Source organism: Halorubrum sp. CSM-61, assembly GCF_003781945.1.
In the GTDB taxonomy this organism is placed as follows: Archaea; Halobacteriota; Halobacteria; order Halobacteriales; family Haloferacaceae; genus Halorubrum.
This window is the reverse complement of sequence record NZ_RJJW01000008.1, coordinates 1-22,983: the sequence shown is the minus strand read 5'-3', so window position 1 is coordinate 22,983 and position 22,983 is coordinate 1. Positions and strand designations below refer to the sequence as shown.

The following is a 22,983-nucleotide window of genomic DNA, read 5'->3' as shown; positions in this document are numbered from 1 at the left end:
AAACGACCGCGACTACTCCTCGACGGGCCGGAACCGGAACCCGTCCCAGTCCTGGCTCTCGGGCTCGCGGATGCCGGCGCCCGGCTCGCGCAGCTCGTCGGCGTAGACGGGCTCGACGCGGTCGCCGATGTCGACGTCGAAGGTCTCCCCGGAGCCGTCCTCGCGCTCGGCGATCTGGCCGAGCGCACGGACCGCCGGGCCGTCGTACCCGTCGCCCATCTCGAACTCGACGATCGCGAGGGTGTTCGGCTCGCGGACGCCCGGCGGCGTCGCCGTCGAGGTCGTCCACGTGAGGACCCGACCTTCGTACTCTCGGAGGTCGACCGTACCGACGCGCTCGGCGCCGTTCGGGCTCACGGTGTGTGGCGGGTACGTGACCGTGCCGTCCGCGTACTCGGCGGCCTCGAAGGCCGGCTCGGCGCTGTCCGTCTGATCGTCGACTCTCGTATCGGCCGCTTCGTTGTCGCTCATTGGGTGCCCTCCAGGATCGTCGTGGTCACGCAGTTCCCGAACCCGCCGACGTTGCAGGCGAGCCCCGTGTCGGCCTCGACCTGCCGCGGGCCGGCGTTGCCGGTGACCTGTTCGAATATCTCGTACACCTGTGCGACCCCGCTGGCGCCGAGGGGGTGGCCCTTCGACTTGAGCCCGCCGGAGGTGTTGATCGGGAGCTCGCCGTCGCGGTCGGTGACGCCCTCCTCGACCGCCTTCCACCCCTCGCCCTTCTCGAAGAACCCGAGGTCCTCGCTCTGGAGGAACTCGAGGATGGTGAACATGTCGTGGAGCTCCGCCACGTCGACGTCGTCCGGACCGATTCCGGCCATCTCGTAGGCGATGTCGGAGGAGTCGACGACCCCGCCCATCGTCGTCGGGTCCGCGCGCTCGTGGACGACGTGGGTGTCGGTCGCGCCGCCGATCCCCGAGACGACCGCGTACTCGTCCTCGGGGACGTACTCCGCGGCGACCGACTCCGGACAGAACACGAGCGCGGCGGAGCCGTCCGTGATCGGACAGAAGTCGTACAGCCGGAGCGGATCGGCGACGATCGGCGACTCGAGCACCGTGTCGAGGTCGACCTCCTTCTGAAACTGCGCGTGGGGGTTGTCCACGCCGTTTTTGTGGTTCTTCACCGCGACCTTCCCGAGACTCTCGCGGGGGGCGTCGTACTCGTCGAGGTAGAGCCGCGCCGTGAGCCCCGCGAAGGAGGGGAGCGTCACGCCCTGTTTGTACTCGACCGGATGGGTGAGCGACGCGATCACGTCGGTCGCCTCCGCGGTCGTTCGGTGGGTCATCTTCTCGCCGCCGACCAGCATGGTGAGGTCGCTCGCGCCGGAGGCGACCGACTGCCACGCGGCGTACACGCCCGCCCCGCCCGACGAGGATGTCTGGTCGATACGGGCGGTGTAGGCGGGCTGTGCGGCCAGATCGTGGGCGAGCGCGTTCGGGACGCCGGTCTGGCCCTCGAACTCGCCGCTGGCCATGTTCGAGACGTACAGGTGATCGAGGTCGTCGCCGCCGATCCCGGCGTCGTCGAGCGCGGCCGCGCCCGCCTCGGCCAGCAGCTCGCGCACCCAGGCGTCGCGCTGCCCGAACCGGGTCATCGACGCGCCGATGATCGCTACGCGTTCCATACGCGTGGGACCACGGCGCCCGCCTAAAGGGTACCTCTCTGTGGCCGCCGGGCGGCCGACCGCCCCCTGTCCCTCCGGCTCACTCCGCGCGACGCCCGGCGTGACCGGGGTAGTCGCGCTCGAACCGCGAGCCGATCTCGTCGCGGTCGAGTCGGATCACGACCGGGCGCCCGTGCGGGCAGGCGTACGGGTTCTCGCACGCGTCGAGGCGGTCGAGCAGGTCGACGACCGACCCCTCCGTCAGCGAGGTGTTCCCGGTCACGGAGGGGTAACACGCCAGATCCGCGAGCAGCTCGTCGACCACGTCCGTCACCGGCTCGTCGCCCGCGGTCGCGTCGCCGACGAGCGCGGAGAGCACGTCTCGGACGAGCCCGGGGTCGAGCGCGGCGTCGAACACCGCCGGGACCGACTCGACGACCACCTCGCGCTCGCCCGCGCGCTCGGCGCGGAAGCCGACCCCAGCGAGGTCCTCGACGAACTCCTCGAACAGCGCCGCCTCCCGCGCGGTGAGCTCGATCCGGACGGGCTCGGCGAGCGCCTGCGCGTCGGCGCCGTCGGCGAACGCGGCCTGCAGGCGCTCGTAGTTCACCCGCTCGTCGGCGGCGTGCTGGTCGATCAACACGAGCCCGTCGGGCGCCTCGGCGACGACGTACGTCTCGTGGAGCTGGCCGAGCACCCGCAGCGGCGGGAGCGAGTCGTAGGTGCGCTCCGCGCTCGTCGGCTCGCCGTCGAGGGTCCGCTGGGCGGTCGCGGTCGAGCGCGAGGCGGGCGACGGTGCTCGCCCCGCCTCCGACCCGCTGGCGGTGGCCTCCGTCGCAGTCTCGGTGTCGGTCGAGTCGGAGCCGTCGCCATCCGAACCGCCGAACCGACCGAGCCCGTCGGCCTCCCTCGCGTCGCTTTCGGTGTCGGTATCTGCGCTGGCGACCGCGTCAGCGTCGTCCCCTGCGTCCCCCTCGCCCTCGTCCGGGTCCGACTGCCAGCTCCGCGGCGAGGGACGATCGGACGCGGACCCGGCGGACCCGGCGGAACCGACGGTATCCGGGCCCACGCCGCCGCCGTCGTCCATCTGGTCGTCGCCCGACCCCACGTCGTCGCCCGACCCCACGTCGCCGACCGCCCACGCCTCCTCGTCCGTGGGGTCGAGCTCTGAGGCACCGGCCGCGGAGCCGGCGGTCGGACTGCCATTTCCGTCCCGGACGCCGCCGCTTTTGTCGTCGCCCCCTCGGTCGCCGCCCTCTCGGTCGCCGTCGTTCCTGTCGCCGAGGGCCGCGCGCTCGTGGTCGGTTCCGGCGCCGCCGACGGCCTCGGTCTCGGGTGTTTCGGGAGCGACCGCCGTCTCGTCCGGTGCGGACCGCCCTCTGGGGGCCGTCGAGCGGATCAGCCCGTGGTCCAGCAGGGCCTCCTCCACGGCGTCTTCGACGGCCTCGCGCACCGCCGGCTCCTCGTCGAACCGGACTTCCAGCTTGCGCGGGTGGACGTTCACGTCGATGTCGCCGGGCGGGACCTCGACGAAGAGCACCGCGAAGGGGTACCGGTCGGGCGCGAGCTGGCCGCCGTACGCGTCGAGGACGGCCTCGCGGAGGGCGCTCGCGGTGACGAACCGACCGTTGACGTAGGTCGCGAGGTACTCGCGGGTCGACCGGGTCGTCCCGGGGTGGGAGACGAGACCGCTGACGCCGCGAACGGGGGGGTCGGCCTTCGAATCACTCGGTTCCCACTCCACGTCCACCATCGCCTCCGCGACCTCGCGGCCGTAGACGGCCAAGACGGTCGACCGGAGGTCGCCGTTCCCCTCGGTCGCGAACGTCTCTCGCCCGTCGTGCTCCAGCGAGACGGCCACATCGGGATTGGCGAGCGCGTAGCCGGTGACGACGGTGTTGATCCGGTCGAACTCGGTCGCGGTCCGCTTGAGGAACTTCTTGCGGGCGGGGGTGTTATAGAAGAGGTCCTCCACCTCCACGGTCGTCCCCTCGGGACAGCCCGCGGGGCGCGCCTCGCCCACCGCGCCGCCCTCGACGGTGATCTCGGCACCTGCGTCGGCGCCGGGCGGCTTCGACCGGACGGTGAGCCGCGAGACGGCGCCGACGGTGTACAGCGCCTCGCCGCGGAAGCCGAGGGTGCCGACGCCGCGGTCGAGGTCCGCGATGTCGCCGATCTTCGAGGTGGCGTGTTCGGCGACCGCGGCCTCCAGTTGGCCTTCGGGGATGCCCACGCCGTCGTCGCGGACGCGGATCCCCTCGGTGCCGCCGGCCTCGACGGACACGGCCACGCGCGTCGCGCCCGCGTCGAGGCTGTTCTCGATCAGCTCCTTGACGACGCTGGCCGGGCGCTCGACGACCTCGCCGGCCGCGATGCGCTGGACGGTCCGCTCGTCCAACCGCTCGATGTTCGGCGGCTCCATTGCCTTCGGTTCAGGCGAGCGATCACTTCAACCCGTCCCCAGCGCCCGGATCGGCCGATCGAGTCAGGTCCGGCCCCTCAATGGCGGTCAGCCTTCCATCCCGCCGAACGAGAGGCCAGATTCGATATACCGCTGCGCGAAGAGATAGATGACCACAACCGGTGCGGCGAACAGCAACGCGAACGCGGAGAACCGAGCCCACGGAACGGTGTACTCGTCAATGAGCGCGAACAGTCCCACTGGTAGGGTGTAGTTCTCCGGGCGGAGCACCGTCTGTGCGACAATAAACTCCATCCAGCCCGCGAGAAACACAAAGATGAGCACGGCCGCGAGACCCGCCTTCGAGAGCGGGAGGATGATCTCCCAGACGACCCGCCACGGCGGCGCGCCGTCGATGACTGCGGCCTCCTCGTAGGAGGGCGGTATCGAGTCCATGAACGTCTTCAATAGCCACGTGTTGAACGGCACAGCCATCGCTGAGTAATAAACGGCGAGCATGAACTTGTCGTTTGTCCATCCGAATGCGGAGAAGATCGCGAACACGGCGATCAGCATCGCAAGGCCGAGACCGCCGCCGACCTGCGTGAAGAGAATGTAGCCGTATAGCACCTTCTTGCGCATGAGGAACTCCTTCCGCGAGAGCGCGTAGGAGGCGGGAATGATCACCGCCATGGTCATCATTACCGTTGGGATTGCGACGGTGAGAGAGTTCCACGCGTACTGTTTGAATGCGGACGGCCGCTCGACGCCGTAGTTGGCGGCCTCGAGCAGAACGACTTCCGAAGTGACGATGCTGCTTCCGGTAAACGGGATCGATATCCGGAGGCTCGGGATAATGAGATCTCCGATCACCCAGACGAAGGGTGTCAGATCCATTCCCATCCAGAGATCGCCCTCGGTGATCAGCAACCAGGGATTGAACCCGGCCGGAAGGAGCTGTAGTCCTCCGGCCGAGTACAGCGACGCTCCCTCTCCCGACAGCGCCGCGAGCGCGATCCAGTACACCGGGAACATGAGTATCGAGACGAGCGCGAGCGCGCCGGCTGTCGAGAACACCGGCGCGAGAAGCTGCAGCGTGCCGATCTTCCCGCGACGGTAGAGATCGAGCTTGTACTGAGTGTTCCGATACCAGCCGACGATCGCAGCCGGGATAGCTCGGATGTCGGATTTGATTTTTCGTGTGATCGATTGGATCAGGGTCATTCGTGTGCTCCCTCCGCGAGCTCTCCCTTCGTCGCCGCGACGATCATGAAGAGCCCGATGATCGTTATCGCCGTGAGCATGATCGCGGAGCCCTCACCGAACGCGCGGAACTCGAACGCCTCGCGGTATCCGTACAGCAGAATGAGTTCGTTCGCGCGTGCCGGGCCGCCCCGGTTGAACACGAACGGAATCAGGAACTGCTGGAACGACGCCGCGGCGGTGAGGATTGACGCGAACATCACGGGACGCTTGATCGACGGCATCGTGACGTGTCGAAAGCGATTGATGAATCCGGCGCCGTCCACCTTCGCGGCCTCGTGAAGTTCGCCGGAGACGTTCTGGAGCGCGCTCACGGTAATAATCACCATGAACGGGTACGCCAGCCACATCTCGGTGACGTTGTACGAGACGAACGCGAGCCACCGTCGGCTGAACCACGCGATCGATTCGAATCCGAACGCGCCGAGGAACTGGTTTGCGAGCCCGAACCGTGCTGACGAGAAGACGCCCCGCCAGACGGTGATCGTGAAGATCGCGGGGAGCCCCATCGGAAGGATGACCAGGGCACGCATCAGCCGCTTCCCGCGTACCCAGTGGTGTGTCAATACGACGGCGATACCCACTCCGAGAACCACTTTTCCGACGACGCTCGTCGCGACGAACAGCCACGTGACACCGAACGAGCGGTAGAACTGACCGTCGGTCAACAGGCTCGCGTAGTTATCGACACCAACGAACTCGGCCTCGCCGAAGACCGTTCCCCACAGTCCCGGTGCGTCTTGGAACATGGTTCCGAGGGTCGCGTTCGTTAACGAGAGCCCGATGAGGTAGGCGAGCGGGATGGCGACGAACGAGAGGAAAAAGAACAGTCCCGGCAGCACCAGCGCTAACGAGAGGTTTTCCGTCAACCACCTCGGGGCCTCATATTTGCGAACCCGCTTTACCACATCTGAGGTCGCCATCGGTTTATTCCCAGTTATCGCGGATACGGCTCTCTGCTTCCTCCAGCGCCGCCTCAAGCTCTTCCCCACCGGTGATCGCGTTGAGAATGGCGTCTTCGGTCGGGCTCCAGACTTGGTTCATTCGGGGGTCGGCCGGCATCGGAGTACCGTCGGCGGCCGACGCCGAGAAGCCCTTGACTGTCTCCGGCAGGTCGTCGGTTCCGGCCAGCTCGTCGAGGACCGGAATGAAGCCCTGGTCCTCCGCGAGCCGGGAGAGTAGGTCCGTGTTCGTCGCGTACCACTCGGCGAAGTCGCGAGCCGCGTCGGCGCTCTCCGGGTCGTCGCTGACGCCGTCAGCGAAGTAGAACATCTGCACACCGGAGTACGGTGCCGGCGTGCCGCCTTCCGGCGCGGGGAGCTTCGCGACGCCGGCGTCAAAGTCGGCGTTACCCAGTTCCCACGGCCCGTTGATCGCGAACGGCGCCCGTCCCTCAGCGAACACGGCCGCCTGTGGACCGTAGTCGTAGTCGTTCGGGCTGTACTCGTCGAGCTCGTCGGTGACGATTCGGAGGCCATCGATAGTCTCCTGTTTCGTCAATCCGAGCTCGTGGCCGTCGGCCTGGTAGTAGAAGCCACCGAACGCGTGCGCGTATCCGCTGACGAAGTAGGCGTCGATGTTGAACGAGAGGCCGTACTGGTTGTTTGCTGGATCATGGTACTCGTCCATGATCGACTTCATCTCCGAGATCGTCTCGGGAGGCTCGTCGACCATTTCTTTGTTGTACAACAGTCCAACTGTCTCAGCGCTCACCGGTAGCCCCCAGACCTCGTCCTCGAACGTGACCGCCTGCTGTGCCGGCGAAGTGAACTGATCCAGATCGACATCGAAGTTTCCAGTCTGCGCCTCAAGGAATCCGCTCTCGGAAAAGTCGCCCGCCCAGTCGTGGGCCCACATGAACGAGTCCGGACCCTCGCCGGTCGGGATCGCACTCGTGAGTCGGTCCTGCATCTCGGTCACGTCGACGCCCTCGATCTGGTTACTGCTCTGTTCGTGATAGCTCTCGAGGGCGTCCTCCATGATAATGAGTTCACCCTCTTGGAAGTCGTACCAGAGTTCCGATTCGCCGCCGCTCTCACCGTCGTCCGAACTTCCGTCTTCCGTACTGTCGCCGTTCGAACCGCCGTCGGCGGCACTTCCATCGTCTGCGCTGCCGTCGTCCTCAACGCTGGCACACCCAGCGATGCTGACGACGCTACTCCCAGCCAATGCACCCAGTAGTTTCCGCCGATTCCAAGCCATATGTGAATCAATGATGAATATTATCTTCTCTTATTAATACGTTGGGTACAGATTCAGGTGCAGAAAAATGCAAATAAGTTATTTTCCCTGTTTAGAGGCCCTCTATACCCAATATCTTACTTCTAAAATTATGGATGAACATCTACCTCATATATTCTATAAATAGAAGAACGTTTTAGTGACTCGGGATAGATTTTAAAAGCGTACATAAATGAACCATTCAAGATCGCCGAGACGGCGGGTGGGAATTCATCAAGGACGCTACCGCTCGAACTCTCCCGACGCCGTGCGGTCGGCCCGTGGATCCGTTCGAGACCGCTCACGCTGCGCCGAGCCGGTCCAATGAGCATCGACCGTGCGGCCGTCGATCATCGGCCCACCAACAGCGATGTCTACGCTCACGACGAGGAGACGGTCCACGTCAGACTCAAGACGAAACGAGGGAACGTCGAGCGGGTTCGTCTGCTCCATGCCGATAAGTTCGACTGGCCCGAGAGCGCAACCAGGACGCCGATGCGACTGGTCGGTCACGACGAACAGTACGACTACTGGCAACTGGCCGTGACGCCCCCGAATCGCCGGCTCTGTTACGCGTTCCACCTGAAAAGCGGGGAAGAACGGCTCTGGCTCACCGAGTGGGGGTTCGAGGCGGGAACGATCGACGACCTCCCGACTGCAGGCGAGCGACGGTCGCTTCACTACTTTGAATTCCCCTTTCTCCATCCGTCCAACGTCGCGGATCCACCGGATTGGGTCCAAGACGCCGTGTTTTATCAGATATTCCCGGAGCGTTTCGAGAACGGAGACCCCTCGCGAAATCCGGACTCGGTCGCGGACTGGGGTGACTCGCCCACCAGCGACTCCTTTTTCGGTGGCGATTTACAGGGGATCATCGATCGGCTCGATCATTTGGATGATCTCGGAGTCACCGCGCTGTATCTCACCCCAGTGTTCGAGTCGAGTTCGAACCACAAGTACAACACCACGGACTACACTCGGATCGACCCGCAGTTCGGCGACGAGGAGACGCTTCGAGAGCTCGTCGAGGCCGCACATGACTTAGATATCCGCGTCATGCTCGACGGGGTGTTCAATCACTGCGGTCGACGGTTCGAACCGTTTCAGGATGTCGTTGAACACGGGGCCGACTCGGAGTACGCCGACTGGTTCCACGTCCACGAGTTCCCGATTTCTTTCGAGCCGCGTCCCAGCTACGACGCGTTTGGTTTCGAGCCATACATGCCGAAGCTCAATACCGAAAATCCGGAGGTCCGGTCGTACCTCCTTGACGTCGCGACGTACTGGGTCGAGGAGTTCGGCATCGACGGGTGGCGACTCGACGTGGCTAACGAGGTCGACCACGCCTTCTGGCGGGACCTCCGTCGCGAGGTGAAGGCCATCGACCCCGACACGTACATCTTGGGCGAGGTGTGGCACGACGCCAGACCGTGGCTCCACGGAGATCAGTTCGACGCCGTAATGAACTATCCATTCAGTTACGCGGTGTACGAATTTCTTACCGAGGCGGAGATCGATGCGTCGACGTTCGCGGACAAGTGTACTCGGTTCCTGATGCGCTATCCCGACCGGACGAACCGATCGCTGTTCAACCTGCTCGGCAGTCACGACACCGAACGACTCCTCCATCGGTGCGGCGGCGACGAACGGACGTTCCGACTCGCAATGCTGTTGCTGTTCACGTATCCCGGAGCTCCGTGTGTGTACTACGGCGACGAGGTCGGCATGACGGGCGGCGACGATCCGGACTGTCGTCGCACGATGGTGTGGGACGAGACGGAGCAGAATCGGGACCTGCTCGCATTCGTACGCCGACTAATCTCTCTTCGGACCGACACGCACCCGCTTCGGCGGGGCAGCCTCTCGTTCGACCGCGATCTGACGGACGGGGATCGCCTCGTGTATCGTCGGCGGTCCGACGACGGTTCAGTCGCGGTCGCGATCAACCGTGGTTCCGATCCGGTTCGACTGCCGGCCGACGCTCTTGACGACGAAATGATTGTCCTCTCGACCGGGTCGGACGCCGTGCGATCGGCGGACAGCGGTGACCATCTCCTGTCTCCCTCGTCAGGCGTCGTCACTCGCTGAGCCGGGTGCTCTATCTCTGAAAGAAGAATATACGAAAAATCACTTCATAAATTCTGAAAAATGGAAAGAACTATACCGCGTGATTCCTCCACACACAGTATATGGCTACCGTACGGCTCGAGAACCTACGTAAGGAGTTCGACGCGGGGGACATCGTCGCAGTCGACGATATTAGTCTCACGGTCGAGGACGGGGAGTTCCTCGCAGTGGTCGGCCCATCGGGGTGTGGGAAGTCGACTACGCTCCGGATGATCGCCGGGCTTGAACGAGCGACCGACGGTCGGGTGTATATCGGGGACGAGGACGTGACTGACTTGAGTGCGCGCAAGCGGGACGTCGCGATGGTGTTCCAGAACTACGCGCTGTACCCGCACAAAACCGTCTTCGAGAACATGGAGTTCGGCCTGCGGATGTCGACCGATTTGGACGGGGCCGAGCGACGGGAGAAGGTCGAGTGGGCGGCGGAGATGATGGACATCCCCGAACTCCTCGACGACAATCCGGACGAGCTCTCCGGAGGACAGAAGCAGCGCGTCGCTCTCGGTCGAGCGATCGTCCGAGAGCCCGACGTGTTCCTCTTCGACGAGCCGCTCTCGAACCTCGACGCGAAGCTCCGCGTGGAGATGCGCACGGAGATCCAGCGGCTCCAAGACGAGCTCGACATCACGGCCGTGTACGTCACCCACGACCAAGAGGAAGCGATGACTATGGGGGACCGGATGGCGATACTCAAAGACGGCGTCCTCCAACAGGTCGGGCCGCCGAAGGAAGTCTATCGGCACCCCGACAACGCGTTCGTCGGCGGGTTCGTCGGGTCACCGAGTATGAACTTCATCGACGCAACGACGAATCATGTCGAGGACGGAATCACGCTCACCGATCCGAACGGTCCGTTCAGAGCGCGGCTCACGAGTCCGCTCGCTGAGACACTGACGCCGGAGGGTGACTACACAGTCGGGATCCGTCCGGAAGACGTCTTCATCGACCGCGGAGAATTCGAAGCGACGGTCGAAGTCGTCGAACCGGTCGGGTCGGACAACTACGTCCATCTCGACGTTGCGGACAGCTTCCTCGCGCGAGTCACCGCCGATGTCGAACCCGCCGTCGGCGATACGGTACCGGTTCGGTTCGACGAGTCCGCGCTCCGCGTGTTCGACGCCGAGGGCGAGGCGGTCGTGGCGCCGGAGCGCGTCGTCGCGTAGTTTCGCCCGGACGGCAGCTCGAACCACAGACGGCCAGAAAACCGCCCAGTTGTCCGATTCTCGATTGGACTGGCGGTGCCCCTCGGGGCTCAGTCCGCCGCGTCCGGCGTCGGCGCCTCACCGCCGAGCCGATCGCGGTCGTGGTCCGCCTCGAAGTCGAGGTCCGGGCCGCGAGCGATGATCCCGGAGGGGGTCACGTCCGGATGCGTCGTGTAGTAGTGCTCCTTGATGTGGCTCATGTTCACCGTCTCCGCGATGCCCTCGGTCTGGTAGAGGTCGCGCAGGTACGGCCAGAGGTGCTCGTACTGGTGGATGTACTGCTTGTTACACATGAAGTGGGTGTGGTACACCTGATCGAACCGGACCAGCGTCGTGAACATGCAGACGTCCGCCTCGGTCAGCGAGTCGCCGACGAGGTAGCGCCGGTCGGCGAGGCGGTCGTTCCACCGGTCGAGCGCGTCGAACAGCTCGTCGATCGCCTCGTCGTAGGCCCCCTGCGACGTCGCGAACCCGGCGCGGTAGACGCCGTTGTTGACGGGCTCGTAGATATCGGTGATAACCCGGTCGACGTCCGCGACGGTGGCCTCGTCGTCGGGACCGGGGAGCAGCGACGCGCCGTTGCCGAACTCGTCGAACGCGGTCGAGAGCATCCGGAGTACCTCGCGCGACTCGTTGTTGACGATCGTCTCCTCCTCGGTGTCCCACAGCACGGGGACGGTCACCCGACAGGTGGCGTCGGGGTCGGCCTCGACGTAGAGCTCGCGGAGGTAGTCGCTGCCGTGAAGCTTGTCGGGCGTACACCCCTCCTTCTCGGGGGTGAACTGCCAGCCGTCCTCGGCGCGGTACGGGTCCACGACCGAGACGTCGATCGCGTCCTCCAGCCCGAGCAGCGACCGGGCGAGCAGGGTCCGGTGCGCCCACGGGCAGGCGTACGAGACGTACAGGTGGTACCGGCCCGCCTCGGGCCGGAACCGCTCGTCCGGCTCGGCGTCGACGCCCTCGGGCACGTCGCTGCCGGCGATCCAGTTCCGGAACGTCGTCTCGCCGCGCTGGAACGAGCCCTCCTCGTCGGTCGTCTCGTACGCGTCGGTCCGCCATTCACCGTCGACGAGCTGGTTCATACCGGATCGTACGGTCGCGAGCCCCATAACGTGGGCGGGGACGCGCGTGTCACCCGTCTCCGATCCCCTCGGCCGAACCCGCGCGCCGCCGGCAGTATTGCCGCGCCGCGACGGGTTTAAGAAACCCACGCGACTACCGGTATCCAGTCATGGCCGCACAGGCGATGGATCGCGTTCCGCGATCGTGATGGGGTCTTCTCCGTGAGTATCGACACTACGCGCCGAACGAACGTGCCGCATCCGAGAGCGGTCGCTCCGCGAGCCGCGCCGCCGCCCGAGGTGGCCGCCCGATGTTGACCGGCCGCGAGGCGGTCGCCCGGACCGGCATCGACGCCGCGGCGCTGAAGCCCGCCGAGTGCGACGTGTCGCGGGCGGGCGAGCTCCCGGTCGATCGCGTGACGATCGACTACGAGGGCCGCGAGCACCTCCCGGACGCGGAGACGCTCGACCGGCTGGCCGCGGAGGCGGAGCTGTACGTCACCACCCCGGTGCGGGCGGACGGGTTCGACCCGCTCGGCGACGACTCGCTGACCGCCCGGATCCCGGACGCGGCCCGGCGGGTGCTCGTCGCGGGCCACGGCGCGTACCTCACCGACGAGGAGTCGTCGCGCGCGGTCGCCCCGCGGCTCGGGGCCGCGCGGCGCGCCGCCCCCGACGCGTGGGTCGGGACGGAGGGCGTCGAGCGCGTCGCGCTGGCGACGGGCGGGACCCAGTTCGAACTGCTCTCCCGGTCGACCGACCGCGACGTGCGCGCGCTCCGCGCCGCCGGGTTCGACGGCGAGGTCGCCGTCTACGCGCCCACCGTCCTGACTGACGACGAGGACGCCGTCCTCGACGCCGTGGGTGCGTACGTCTCCCGACGCCGGCCCGTCGCCCGCGCGCTCCCGGACGGGAGCGGAGGCGAGGGCGACGGGCCGGCGACCGACTCGGAGGCCAGCGGCCGCGCCCGCGAGGTGCTCTCGGCCGCCGCGCGTGACTTCGCGCTCGTCGGGTCGCCGGAGACCGTCCGGGAGCGCGTCGCCGACCTCCGCGAGGCCGGCGTGGACCACGTGGTCGGCTACCCCGCACGCGGGATCGGCGAGTTCCTGTCGTAGTTAGACACGGTACGGCGTGAAACAGCCGTTCGCTGCTGACCGCCTTTTGATTGATAGCGGGAGTAGGTATCGCAAATTGGTTGATCGGAGATTTATACGTGATCGAGTGGTGCTGCTGGCGGCTGTTTATAAGTGAGCGGCGTCGATACGGCGACGACCTCCAAAGCCCCAGCCGCTGAGGGCTGTGCACGCTCGCTGCGCTCCTCGTCACTCAGTCGCTTCGCTCCCTCGTTGCAGTGTCGCCGGCGGCGGAGCCGCCGGCTGCCCGTGGCGCGTAGCGCCACGCTGCTTACGTCGCCCGTCTTCGCGGAGCCGACTGCCCCTTTGAGTCCCGCCCAACACCGCAACCTCATGCCTCCCCAGCCTCGCGGTTCGCGCTCTTCGAGCGCTCACCGCGTCCAGCGAGGGACCGAAGGTCCCTCTGGCAGTCGGCCGAAGCCCGACGACCTCGCGCGTGCTGCTCGGCCGCACCGCGGCCTCGCAGGCACGCGCCACCGCATCCGATCTGCACTCTCTCTGGACATCGCCGCCGCTACGCGACTGATAAACGGGAAAACTGCGGGTTCGCTCGGAGCGGCGTTACTCGTCGGTGTCGACGGCGACTTCGTCGGCGTCGACGTCGACGGCGGTCTCCTCTTCGGCGGCGACCTCGGACGGGCGCGCCTCGAGGGTCAGCTTCTGGACCTCGACGCGGCGAAGCGGGTAGATGAGCTTCGCGTCGCCGTAGATCGCCGACGAGAGGTTCCCCTCGACGATGGCGTCGACGAACGACTCGAACGTGCGGTCCTCGGCGGCCGCGTGGACCTTGTCGATCATGACGCGGCGGATCGCCTTCTCCTGCGAGCGGTCGGCCTTCTTCGTCGTCAGCGCGACGGGCTGGACGCGGATGCGGTAGTCGTCCGTCGTCAGCACCGTGATCGACGCCTCGACCTTCGAGGCGCCGCGGCGGACGAGCGAGCGCAGGTAGTCCCGCGTGAGCTCGTACTTGATGAACTCGGTGTAGGCCGTGTCGCTGCCCACGTCGGTGATCTTGAACGTGAGCTTCGTGTTGTTCGCGCCGGAGTCGCCGGTCAGCTCGCCCAGCGTCGTCGTGATCGTGCGGCCGACGACCTGGTCGGGCTCCTCGGCGAGCGTCTCGCCGAGCTCCTGCCGGTCGAACTGTTCGGGCGCCAGCACGGTGTACCAGCGCTTCTGTTCTCTGCTCTTGGATACGGATCGTTCGCTCATGTGTTGGTGTCTGTGTCGCCGTTGGTGTCGGAGCGGCGCGCTCCGTCGTCGGCCGCGAGGTGCTCGCTCGCGCGCTCGACGATTCGGTCCGCGACGCGCAGGTTCACGACGTGGTCGTCCACGGTCGACCGCAGTCCGCCGGTGGTGGGCCGCTCGACGACGCACTCGATCGCGTCGCCGTCGACGCGCGTGGCCATCGAGTCGGTCTCGTCGGGTGCGAGCGCGGCGGCGACGAGGGCGGCGTCGGCGTGGGTCGTCCGGACGGTGGCCGTCCGGGTCGACGCCTCGCCGGGGGCGGACTCTCCGCCCCGAGCGGACTCCCCGCTCATAGCGCCTCCCTGAGCGCGGCGAGCGCGCTCGTGATGTCGCCGTCGGTCTCGCTCTCGGAGCCGTTTCCGTTCGCTCCGTCCGCCTCGTCCGCACCGTCGGCGGCGCCGACCGCGATCCCGCCGCGGTCGGCGGTCCCCCAGCCCTCGCCGCCGACCTCGCCCGCCGCGGACCGGCAGGCGTCGCCGAGACCGATCGGATCGGTGGCCGCGGCGGCCAGCTGACCCGCGGTCTCGTCGACCGCGACCGCGACCGGCTCCGGCGACCGGAAATCCCGGGCGAGCCGGGCGATCGTCGGGAGAACGCCGGCCGCGTCGGGCGCGGTCTCGTCGGCCTCGTCGGTCGCTCCGCCTCCGGTGCCGCCCCCCGCGAGGTCCACGCGCGCGACGAAACAGCCGTCATACCGGCCGGTCGTCGCGGCGCCGAGCGCGCGGTGCGCGGCGAGCCCGTGGGTCCGCCACGCGTCGAGCGCGGCGGTCCGAAGCCCGTCGCTCGGGTCGGTGTCGAGCGCCAGTGCGACCCCCGTTCCGGGGGCCTCGCGGGCGAGCGCGTCGAGCGCGTCGGCGTAGCCGCCGACCGTCTCGAACGGCGCCGCGTCCTCGGCCGTCGCGTACGGGCGGAGCGCGCGCTCGACCGCCGAGGCGGCCCGCGCGCTCGCGTCCTCCGCGTCCGCGACGTCGACGGCGATCAGCGACGCGAGGCGTCGGTGGGCGTCGTCGTCGAGGTCCGCCGGGAGCCCGAGCTCTGCGAGCGCCGCGCGCGCGGCCTCCGGGTCGCCGGAGTACCGTGTTCGGACGAGCGTCGAGGCCGCGAGCCCGTCCGCCAGATCGGCGGTCGGGAGCGCGACGCCCGGGCGTCGGCGGACGAGCTCCGCGCGCTCGGCCGCCTCCAGCGCGTCGCCGGAGCCGTCCGTGCCGGGCACGGAACCGGCCGCGACGACGCCGGCGAGGGCGACGACCGGATCGGGGTCGTCGCCGAGCGCGCGAGCCGTCGCGAACGCGTCCGTGCTCGCCGGGCGCCCCGCGCCGGGGATCGCGTGCGGACCGCGGTCCGCGCCGACGGTCACCGCGACGGCGTCGTCGCCGGCGTCGGGGACCGGGTCGCGGGACACGCGGACCTGAAACGGCGTGCCGACCGCTCGCAGTGCCCGCGCGAGGAGCGCGGCCGCCGCTAGCGCGTCGCCGTCGTCGGTCGCGACGAGCCGTGCGAACGGCGCGTCCGCGAGGACGCCGGCGAGGGCGTCGGGGGCGGGCGTGGCGGATGTGGCTTCGGTCATCGGTGGGTGCGGTCTGTGAGTGCGGTCGTGTGTCGGTGCGTCCGTCGGATCGTGATCGCTGCGTCGTGTGTCGCTGCGTCGCGTCGGTTACTCCTCGGAGCCGGTCCCGTCGGAGTGGCGTTCGTCTGCGTCGTTACTCGTCGCCGAGGAGCTCGGCGGCGTTCTCGTAGGTGTACGTGAACTCCTCGTCGATCTCGTCGCCGCGGTAGTAGTTCGCGAGGCGGCGGATCTTCGACTCCGTGTTCTGGAGCGCGCGCTTGTTCTGGTGGTCCTGTCCGTTCTCCGCCATGTGCTCGCGCAGGCGGATGGCCTGACGCATGAGGTTGCGGAGGTCCTCGGGGAGCTCCGAGTCCGCGTCGTGCTCCTCGAGGATCTCGGTGACCTTCTTGCCGGTGGCCAGCTTCACGTCGGGCACCGGAACGCCCTTGACGCCCTCGTCACGGAGCTTGAGTCCGATGACGCTGGGGTCGTGGCCCTGCTCCGCCAGTTCGACGACGCGGGACTCGATGTCCTCGGCGTCGACGTCGCTCCACTCCGGGTTCTCGTCCGTCGCCGGCTTGTCCGAACCGGACGAACCGCGACGGCGCGTGTGCATTCGTGCCATTGTGTATCTGGTTGGAACGGCACAACCGCAACGTGACCGCGACTCCGCGCGACGCGGCTGACGGACGCTCGCGGATCGAGCTGTCCGACCGGACGGCCCGCACGTGCGGGGAGTCCGACCGCGACGCCGGAGGCGTCGGCGCACTGCTACATTCCCAAGCCGTGGGCGAAGAGACCCCGGCGCGTCGGATCTGCAGCTGTGCTGTTCCCGTGTGTGGGGTCGTCGTCGCCCCTCTTAAGGGTGTTCTTGTGGGCCGACGTCGGTCGTCGGACTCCGGGCCTCCACGGAGAGCGGGGGACGATCGCGGGCGACGGCGGACGATCGCGGACCGCGAGAGCGTGTGGCCGATCACGCAGGCGGATTTCTCTCGGACGGGGGAGAGAGACGAGGATTTACGTGGGTGGTTGGCGACCGAGGGCGTGTGAGAGACTGATGACCGAAACAGAAGACGGCGACCCGTCCGCGACGGACGGCGGGGAGCCACCGGACGGCAGCGAGTTCGGCGTTGGTGACGGGATGGACGACCAAGACGACGCCCCGCGAATCGACTTCTACGGCGGGAAGTGGGCGAGCACGATCCCGCTCGCCTTCTTCATCTGCTGGGCCATCTTCCAGAGCGGCGTCCTCGGCATCGGCGACACGAACGGGCTGGTGATCGGCGCGCTGATCGGGACGATCCTCGGGATGTTCTTCGTGCGCGGGGACTGGAAGGCGTACGCCGACACCATCTTCGAGGGGATGACCCAGCGCGTCGCCGCGACCGCGATCGTCGCGTGGCTGTGGGCCGGCATGTTCGCGGAGACGCTCCAGGTCGGCGGCTTCGTGGAGGGGCTCATCTTCGCCGCCGACGCGCTGAACGTCGGCGCGACCACGTTCCCCGCGGCCGCGTTCGTCCTCTGCGGCCTGCTCGCGACCGGGATCGGGACGGGGTACGGCGCCACCGTCGCGTTCGTGACCCTCTTTTTCCCGGCCGGCGTGCTGATCGGCGCGAACCCCGTGCTGCTGTTCGCCGCAATCTTATCGGGCGCCGTCTTCGGCGACAACCTCGCCCCCGTGAGCGACACCACGATCGTGAGCGCGGTGACGCAGGACGCCGACATCGGCGGCGTCGTCGCCTCGCGGTTCAAGTACGCGATCGCGGCGGCGATCCCGGCGTTCATCGCGTACCTGATCGCGGGCTCCGCCATGGCTGGCGTGAGCCTGGAGGGATCCGCCGCGCTCCGAGACACGGCGACCGCGGCCGGACTCGTCCACCTGCTCTCGATGGGTATCGTCATCGTGACGGCGGTCGCGGGCCGCCACATCGTCGAGGCGATCTCGTGGGGGATCGTCGTCGCCGTCGCGTTCAACCTCATCTTCGGTCTCTCGTCGGTGAGCGACATCCTCGCGTTCACGGTGACCGAGGACGGGACGTTCACGGCGCTCCCGTTCGTCGTGGTCGGAGACGCCGCGGGCGTGGGCGGGAGCCTCTACGCCGGTGCGATCGGCTTCTTCCCGCTCATCGTGTTGACGCTGCTGATCGTATCGATGGCGCAGATCATGATCCGCGGCGGCGGCTTCGCGGCGATTCAGGAGTTCCTCCTGAACGTCGTCGCGACGAACGTCCGGCGGGCCGAGCTGACGATGGTGCTCGGCACGGCGACGATCAACGGGATGATCACGATCAACACCGCCGCGGAGATCGCGATCGCCCCGTACATCGCGCGGATCGGCGAGAAGTTCAACATCAACGGCTACCGCCGCGCGAACATCTTGGACGCCAACACGTCGGCGCTCGGGTACATCTTCCCGTGGGCCGGCGGCGTCCTCGTCGGGTACCAGGTGATGGTCGGCCCCGAGGGGCTCGGCGCCGAGTACGGCCCCGAGATGGTGGTCAACCCCATCGACGTGGTGCCGTACGTGTTCCACGGCTGGTTCCTCGTGATCGTCTTCCTGCTGGCCGCGATCACCGGGTTCGGCCGTGAGTACATTCCCGACCGCACCTCCGAGGAGGTGTCGCGCGCATGAGCCGCCTCGACAAGTTCTTCGCCGGGTTCTCGTTCCGGGGGTCGACGCCCGACTACGAGCCCGGCGACGTGATCGAGGTGATGGTCACCGGCGCGGAGGGCGGCGAGGCCGTCGCCCGCATCGGCGACTCGACGCTCCGGATCGAGGACGCGCCGAGCGGCGCCGTGAACACCCGCGTGCTGGTCGCGGTCGACTCGTGGGACGAGGCGGCCCACCGCGGCACCGGGACGTACCGGGAGACGGTCGGCGAGAGCGCGTTCTGATCGGTTCTCGCGGAGTCGTTTTTCCGGTGTCGTCGCGCTGATCGGTTATAAACCGGCGATCGACACGAACGCCTTCGAAGCCCCAGCCGCGAGGCGGGTGCACGCTCGCCGCGCTCCTCGGTCGTTCGCTCCGCTCACTCCCTGTGGTGCTCGCGTCGCCTGCGCCCGCCTCGCGGCTGCCCCTTCGAGTCCCGCCCCACACAGCCCAGCGCCGCAGCCTCACGCCTCCCCAGCCTCGGTCGGCGGCGGCCGCGGAACCGCACCGCGGCGCGGCCGCCGCCGCCCTCCCTCGCGGGCACCTCGCGGCCGCCGAGAGCGGCCGCTCGGCGGCGCGCCGTCGCTCGATCCTTTTCAATGGTCCGTCGCTGGTGGCTGGGTGGGAGACACGCACGTGGGGGTGGAACCGCCGCGGACCGGGGCGCTTTTTAAGACGACCGTCGAAGGTGGAGGCGTGCTATCGGTCGAGCTGCACGCGCACTCCGAGCTGTCCTACGACGGGCGCGATCCGATCGACCTCCTCTTGGAGCAGGCGGCGGCGGTCGGACTGGACGCGCTCGCCGTCACGGACCACGACGAGATCGACGCCAGCATCGAGGCGGCCGAGAAGGCCCCCGACTACGGGCTCGTCGGCATCGTCGGCATGGAGGTGACGAGCGCGGCCGGCCACGTCCTCGCGTTCGGCATCACCGAGCGCGTCGAGAGCGGGCTCCCCTTCGACGAGACGCTCGACCGGATCCGCGATCAGGGCGGGATCGCGGTGGTTCCCCACCCCTTCCAGAAGTCCCGCCACGGGGTCGCCGCCCACATCAGCGACGAGCAGCTGGCGAGCGCCGACGCCCTCGAGGTGTACAACTCCCGGCTGTTCACCGGGCGCTCGAACCGGCAGGCCGAGACGTTCGCGATCCGGAACCGCATGCCGATGACCGCCGGCAGCGACGCCCACATCTCGGAGATGGTCGGACAGGCCGTGACCGAGGTCGGCGCCGACGAGCGCTCGGCCGCGGCGATCCTCGACGGCATCGCCGAGGGCCGGACCAGCGTCGTCGGGAAGCGGACCCCGTGGCGCATCTCGCTCCGCCAGTTCGGCGGCGGGGCCAAGCGCCGCGCGCTCCGCGCGCTGAACGCGCTCCGCTGACCGCGATGACGACTCCTTCCTCCCCCGATCTCGATCTGCGCGGTGCGTCGCCGGAGCGCGTCCGCGACGCCCTCCGCGACGGCGACCCGCTCCCCGGCGGGCGCGGCTTCGCCGGCCTCTTCCGCGATCCGCCGGACCGCGAGGGTCCGGTGCTCGTCAGAGACGCGCTCGGTCGCCAGCCGCTGTTCGTCGAGCGCGGCGCCGCGGACCCGGCGACCGCACCCGACCCCGCGGCGCCCGACCCCACGGCGCCCGACGCGTGGAGCTTCGACCGGACCGACCTCGACGATCCGGAGCCGGTTCCGGCCGGTTCCCTCGCGTCGAGCGCGGGGACCGAGCGCGTCTGGTCTCTTCCGGACGACGGGCCGGTCGATCCGGAGCCCGGACAGGCCGCGGTCGACGGGGCGATCGACGCCGCGCTCGGCGATCTCGGCGCGGGCGATCTCGAAACGGGAGCGAGTGAGGATCTCGCGGTCGCCTTCTCCGGCGGCGTCGACTCCGGCGTCGTCGCCGCCGCGGTCCCGGACGCGCCGTGTTACGTCGCCGGGTTCGAGGGGTGTCACGACGTCGCGGCCGCCCGCGAGGCCGCCGCGGCGATGGACCTGGACCTCCGCGTCGTCGAGGTCACCCACGACGACCTCCTGCGCGCGGTGCGCGAGGTCGCCGCGGCGACGGGGCGGCGAAATCCGATGGACGTCGCGATCGCGGTCCCGCTGTATCTCGCCGCGGAGGCGGCCGCGGCCGACGGAGTCCGTCGGCTCGCGGTCGGGCAGGGCGCCGACGAGCTGTTCGGCGGCTACAGCAAGGTCGCCGATCCCGTCGGTGACGACCGCGTCGCGGCGGAGACGGTGCGGGGCGCGCGGACCGAAACGGTCCGCTCGCTCCCCGACCAGCTCGAACGCGACGTGCTCGCGCTCCGCGCCGCCGGGGTCGAACCGGTCGCGCCCCTGCTCGACGACCGGATCGTCGCGGCCGCGCTCGCGCTGCCCGGCGAACTGCTCGCGAGCGACGGCGAGCGCAAGATCGCGCTCCGGCGGGCGGCGGCCGGACGCGTGCCCGAGTCGGTCCGCACGGCCGACAAGAAGGCGGTCCAGTACGGGACGTACGTCTCCAGGGAGCTCGACCGACTCGCGCGGCGGGCGGGGTTCAAGCGGCGCATGGACGACCACGTCGGGCGGTACCTCGACGCGCTGCTGTCCGAGTGAGAGACGGGGACCGATACGCGCGAAAAACGGCCCGTGAGGGCCGGTGCTGACCAAGCCGCCGTATGGAGTACCAGTCCTACGGCCGACGCCCGATCGGTCGGGCGCCTACTGACGGATAACGGTGACTGGTATAAAATTCAGGGAGTAGTGACAAATATGACACCGTCATCCTACGAATGAATGACGTTCGAACACTAATTTCGGATATTCCTCCCGAAGGATCCGATCGGATTCACGTAGACGCACCGGAACCGCACATCCATCCGCCGGAGGAGCGGACGGGGAAAGCAAGCGACGCGTCACCTGACGAGGTACGGGTCGCTGCCGGCGATGAAGCGCCCGAGGTCGCTCTCGCGGCGGAAGTCCGTCGAACGGAGCTCGCGGAGCGCCGCGGCGAGCCGGTCGCCGTCGCCGTCGGTCCACTCGGCGGGATCCTTGATCGGGAGGACGAGCCAGCCGGAGCCGAGCAGCTCCTCGGCGTGAAGCGCGTCCATGTCGATCGCCGTCTTGTGCGCCCGCGAGGTGTACTGCCGGAGGACGTGGTCGGTCGCGCGCGGGCCGACCGGGAGAAGGACGTGGGCGGCGATCGCCCGGAGCTCCGCGTCGAAGAACCGCTCCATGTCGTCGTACGACGCCTCGTCCGGTACTCCCTCGGTGACGCACATGTGGAGGTACGAGAAGAACGTCCCGTCGGCCCGGATCGGATAGGAGCCCTCGCCGCCGTCGGTCGGTGGTTCCTCGTCGAACTCCGCGATCAGGCCTCCCTCGGCCAACGCGGAGAGGAACGCGGCCGACCACGGCTCACCGGTGAACGGGACGCCGGCGTCGACGCCGCCGTGAACGCCGGGGCGGTCGCCGATCACGTGGAACTCCGCGTTGGCGTCGCCGTAGCCGGGGACGAACGACTCGCAGTCCGGGCGCATCCCGAACGGGTTCCGCGTTCGGTCCGTGACGTTCTGCACGCCGCGAGATAAGCGGCGGACCGGTTAAATCGCGTTCGGTCCGTGACCGGAGCCGATCGAGCCGGCCCGGACCTCGCCGTGACTCCACAGAGACCACGGATGCGAGGCGCACGAGGCGCGATGGATACGCATAACTTATGGAAACGAGCCGGGTTCGCACCGCCGTGGATATCCGGATCGCAACGCCTCGCCGAATATATTTCATAATCGTTAATTTACGATCCGAAACCACATGACTGCGTCGGGTTGTACGAATCACACGGCCCGGAAAGTATATATATACGCCTCCGCTTGACTCGCTCGAAGACCCATGTTCGACCGCATCCGTACGGCGGCCCTCTTCGGGCTGCACCAGGCGACCGTCGCCGTCGGGATCTCGCTGTTCCCGGTGGCCGTCTTCGCCCGCAAGCAACTCGGTATCAACGTCCCCATCGGCCGGCTCGTCGAGACCACCGGCGAGGTGTACGAGGCCACCGAAGAGTGAACGCGCCGGCGTCGCAGTGATCGTTCCGTTTTCAAGATAGTTCGTTTCGGAGCAGTAGCACTGCCGAGCGACGGGCTCGACGAGTTCGGTACTGCGTGATCGGTGACTCGCCGGCGGGCACCTCCAAAGCCCCAGTCGCGACTCCCTCGCGCGTGCCGACGAGCGCCCGCCGGGCGCGAGTCGCACACGGGGCGAGAAGCGGAGCTCTCGCTTGCAGCCGGTGGCTACGCCGGCGACGCCACCGCACAGGGATTTGACATCCTCTCCGCCTTGAAGGGCGAAGATTCCCACGGCACCGTGCCGCCGGTTTGGGATGTTCAAGGTTTGTAGTCGCCTCGATGACGGCTACTGGCTGTGCCAATCAGCCGTTACTCCTATCCCGCCATGGGATTCGGAGGTACTTTTTACTGCTACACCCCTGTTCCGACACGGAAGAGGGTGTCTTCCGTTTGGAATCAAGGGAATCCCGATATTGTCCGATTAGTGGGGCGGTAGAC

Annotated in this window: 20 protein-coding genes; 8 read left to right on the top strand and 12 right to left on the bottom strand. The window is 68.0% G+C overall.

The features are described 5' to 3' along the window. Positions 1-12: 12 nt before the first annotated feature. The 6 genes from EDM04_RS13915 to EDM04_RS13890 all read right to left on the bottom strand — a co-directional run bounded on the left by EDM04_RS13915 (position 13) and on the right by EDM04_RS13890 (position 7,473). A complete protein-coding gene (locus EDM04_RS13915; protein ID WP_123623141.1) occupies positions 13-471 on the bottom strand; it encodes a Zn-ribbon domain-containing OB-fold protein in 459 nt (152 codons plus the stop codon). After that, positions 468-1,628, bottom strand: a complete 1,161-nt coding sequence (locus EDM04_RS13910; protein ID WP_123623139.1) for a thiolase family protein — start codon at positions 1,626-1,628, stop codon at positions 468-470. Before EDM04_RS13910 ends, EDM04_RS13915 begins: the two co-directional genes overlap by 4 nt. A gap of 79 nt (positions 1,629-1,707) precedes the next feature. Beyond that, a complete protein-coding gene (gene mutL / locus EDM04_RS13905) occupies positions 1,708-4,029 on the bottom strand; it encodes a DNA mismatch repair endonuclease MutL (RefSeq protein ID WP_123623137.1) in 2,322 nt (773 codons plus the stop codon). 87 nt (positions 4,030-4,116) lie between these two features. After that, the gene (locus tag EDM04_RS13900; RefSeq protein ID WP_123623135.1) at positions 4,117-5,232 is read right to left on the bottom strand and encodes a sugar ABC transporter permease; all 1,116 of its coding nucleotides are present in this window, start codon (positions 5,230-5,232) and stop codon (positions 4,117-4,119) included. After that, positions 5,229-6,194 carry a carbohydrate ABC transporter permease gene (locus EDM04_RS13895; protein ID WP_123623133.1) on the bottom strand — a complete coding sequence of 322 codons (966 nt, stop codon included), beginning with the start codon at positions 6,192-6,194 and terminating at the stop codon, positions 5,229-5,231. The genes EDM04_RS13900 and EDM04_RS13895 overlap by 4 nt, the downstream gene beginning before the upstream one ends. Positions 6,195-6,198: 4 nt before the next feature. Then, positions 6,199-7,473: an extracellular solute-binding protein gene (locus EDM04_RS13890; RefSeq protein WP_123623131.1), complete on the bottom strand. Its 1,275-nt coding sequence runs from the start codon at positions 7,471-7,473 to the stop codon at positions 6,199-6,201. Positions 7,474-7,815: 342 nt separating this feature from the next. Between EDM04_RS13890 and EDM04_RS13885 the strand changes: the two genes are divergently transcribed. Both EDM04_RS13885 and EDM04_RS13880 read left to right on the top strand, forming a co-directional pair. Continuing rightward, complete coding sequence (locus EDM04_RS13885) at positions 7,816-9,579, top strand: glycoside hydrolase family 13 protein (RefSeq protein ID WP_123623129.1); 1,764 nt, start codon at positions 7,816-7,818, stop codon at positions 9,577-9,579. Between the two features lie 101 nt (positions 9,580-9,680). Then, entirely contained in the window at positions 9,681-10,781 is a 1,101-nt protein-coding gene (locus EDM04_RS13880; protein ID WP_123623127.1) for an ABC transporter ATP-binding protein, read from the top strand. Between the two features lie 89 nt (positions 10,782-10,870). Here the strand turns inward: EDM04_RS13880 and EDM04_RS13875 are convergent, their stop codons facing one another. Next, the gene (locus EDM04_RS13875; RefSeq protein ID WP_123623125.1) at positions 10,871-11,902 is read right to left on the bottom strand and encodes a glutathione S-transferase family protein; all 1,032 of its coding nucleotides are present in this window, start codon (positions 11,900-11,902) and stop codon (positions 10,871-10,873) included. 290 nt (positions 11,903-12,192) lie between these two features. On the opposite strand from EDM04_RS13875, the gene EDM04_RS13870 reads away from it, so the two are divergent. Then, positions 12,193-12,996: an LLM class flavin-dependent oxidoreductase gene (locus EDM04_RS13870; protein WP_123623123.1), complete on the top strand. Its 804-nt coding sequence runs from the start codon at positions 12,193-12,195 to the stop codon at positions 12,994-12,996. A gap of 579 nt (positions 12,997-13,575) precedes the next feature. Here the strand turns inward: EDM04_RS13870 and EDM04_RS13865 are convergent. From EDM04_RS13865 to EDM04_RS13850, 4 genes are all read right to left on the bottom strand, one after another. Continuing rightward, positions 13,576-14,223, bottom strand: coding sequence for a 30S ribosomal protein S3ae (locus EDM04_RS13865; RefSeq protein WP_123623121.1), 648 nt, complete (start codon positions 14,221-14,223; stop codon positions 13,576-13,578). Further along, entirely contained in the window at positions 14,220-14,552 is a 333-nt protein-coding gene (locus EDM04_RS13860; protein WP_123623119.1) for a KEOPS complex subunit Pcc1, read from the bottom strand. Before EDM04_RS13860 ends, EDM04_RS13865 begins: the two co-directional genes overlap by 4 nt. Beyond that, entirely contained in the window at positions 14,549-15,826 is a 1,278-nt protein-coding gene (locus EDM04_RS13855) for an exonuclease RecJ (protein ID WP_123623117.1), read from the bottom strand. Before EDM04_RS13855 ends, EDM04_RS13860 begins: the two co-directional genes overlap by 4 nt. A 133-nt stretch (positions 15,827-15,959) precedes the next feature. Further along, positions 15,960-16,430: a 30S ribosomal protein S15 gene (locus EDM04_RS13850; protein WP_123623115.1), complete on the bottom strand. Its 471-nt coding sequence runs from the start codon at positions 16,428-16,430 to the stop codon at positions 15,960-15,962. A gap of 432 nt (positions 16,431-16,862) precedes the next feature. Here EDM04_RS13850 and EDM04_RS13845 point away from each other — a divergent pair, with 432 nt between their 5' ends. From EDM04_RS13845 to EDM04_RS13830, 4 genes are all read left to right on the top strand, one after another. Then, positions 16,863-18,437: a Na+/H+ antiporter NhaC family protein gene (locus EDM04_RS13845; RefSeq protein WP_123623113.1), complete on the top strand. Its 1,575-nt coding sequence runs from the start codon at positions 16,863-16,865 to the stop codon at positions 18,435-18,437. Continuing rightward, the gene (locus EDM04_RS13840; protein ID WP_123623111.1) at positions 18,434-18,700 is read left to right on the top strand and encodes a hypothetical protein; all 267 of its coding nucleotides are present in this window, start codon (positions 18,434-18,436) and stop codon (positions 18,698-18,700) included. The genes EDM04_RS13845 and EDM04_RS13840 overlap by 4 nt, the downstream gene beginning before the upstream one ends. 451 nt (positions 18,701-19,151) lie before the next feature. Then, the gene (locus tag EDM04_RS13835; RefSeq protein ID WP_123623108.1) at positions 19,152-19,835 is read left to right on the top strand and encodes a PHP domain-containing protein; all 684 of its coding nucleotides are present in this window, start codon (positions 19,152-19,154) and stop codon (positions 19,833-19,835) included. Between the two features lie 5 nt (positions 19,836-19,840). Further along, positions 19,841-21,040 (top strand): asparagine synthase C-terminal domain-containing protein, encoded by a 1,200-nt coding sequence (locus tag EDM04_RS13830; RefSeq protein ID WP_123623106.1) that lies wholly within the window; start codon positions 19,841-19,843, stop codon positions 21,038-21,040. Positions 21,041-21,339: 299 nt separating this feature from the next. On the opposite strand, the gene EDM04_RS13825 is transcribed toward EDM04_RS13830, so the two are convergent. Then, complete coding sequence (locus EDM04_RS13825; RefSeq protein ID WP_123623104.1) at positions 21,340-22,002, bottom strand: uracil-DNA glycosylase family protein; 663 nt, start codon at positions 22,000-22,002, stop codon at positions 21,340-21,342. Positions 22,003-22,312: 310 nt separating this feature from the next. On the opposite strand from EDM04_RS13825, the gene EDM04_RS18605 reads away from it, so the two are divergent. Continuing rightward, positions 22,313-22,486: a hypothetical protein gene (locus tag EDM04_RS18605; RefSeq protein ID WP_008004640.1), complete on the top strand. Its 174-nt coding sequence runs from the start codon at positions 22,313-22,315 to the stop codon at positions 22,484-22,486. Positions 22,487-22,983: the final 497 nt, after the last annotated feature.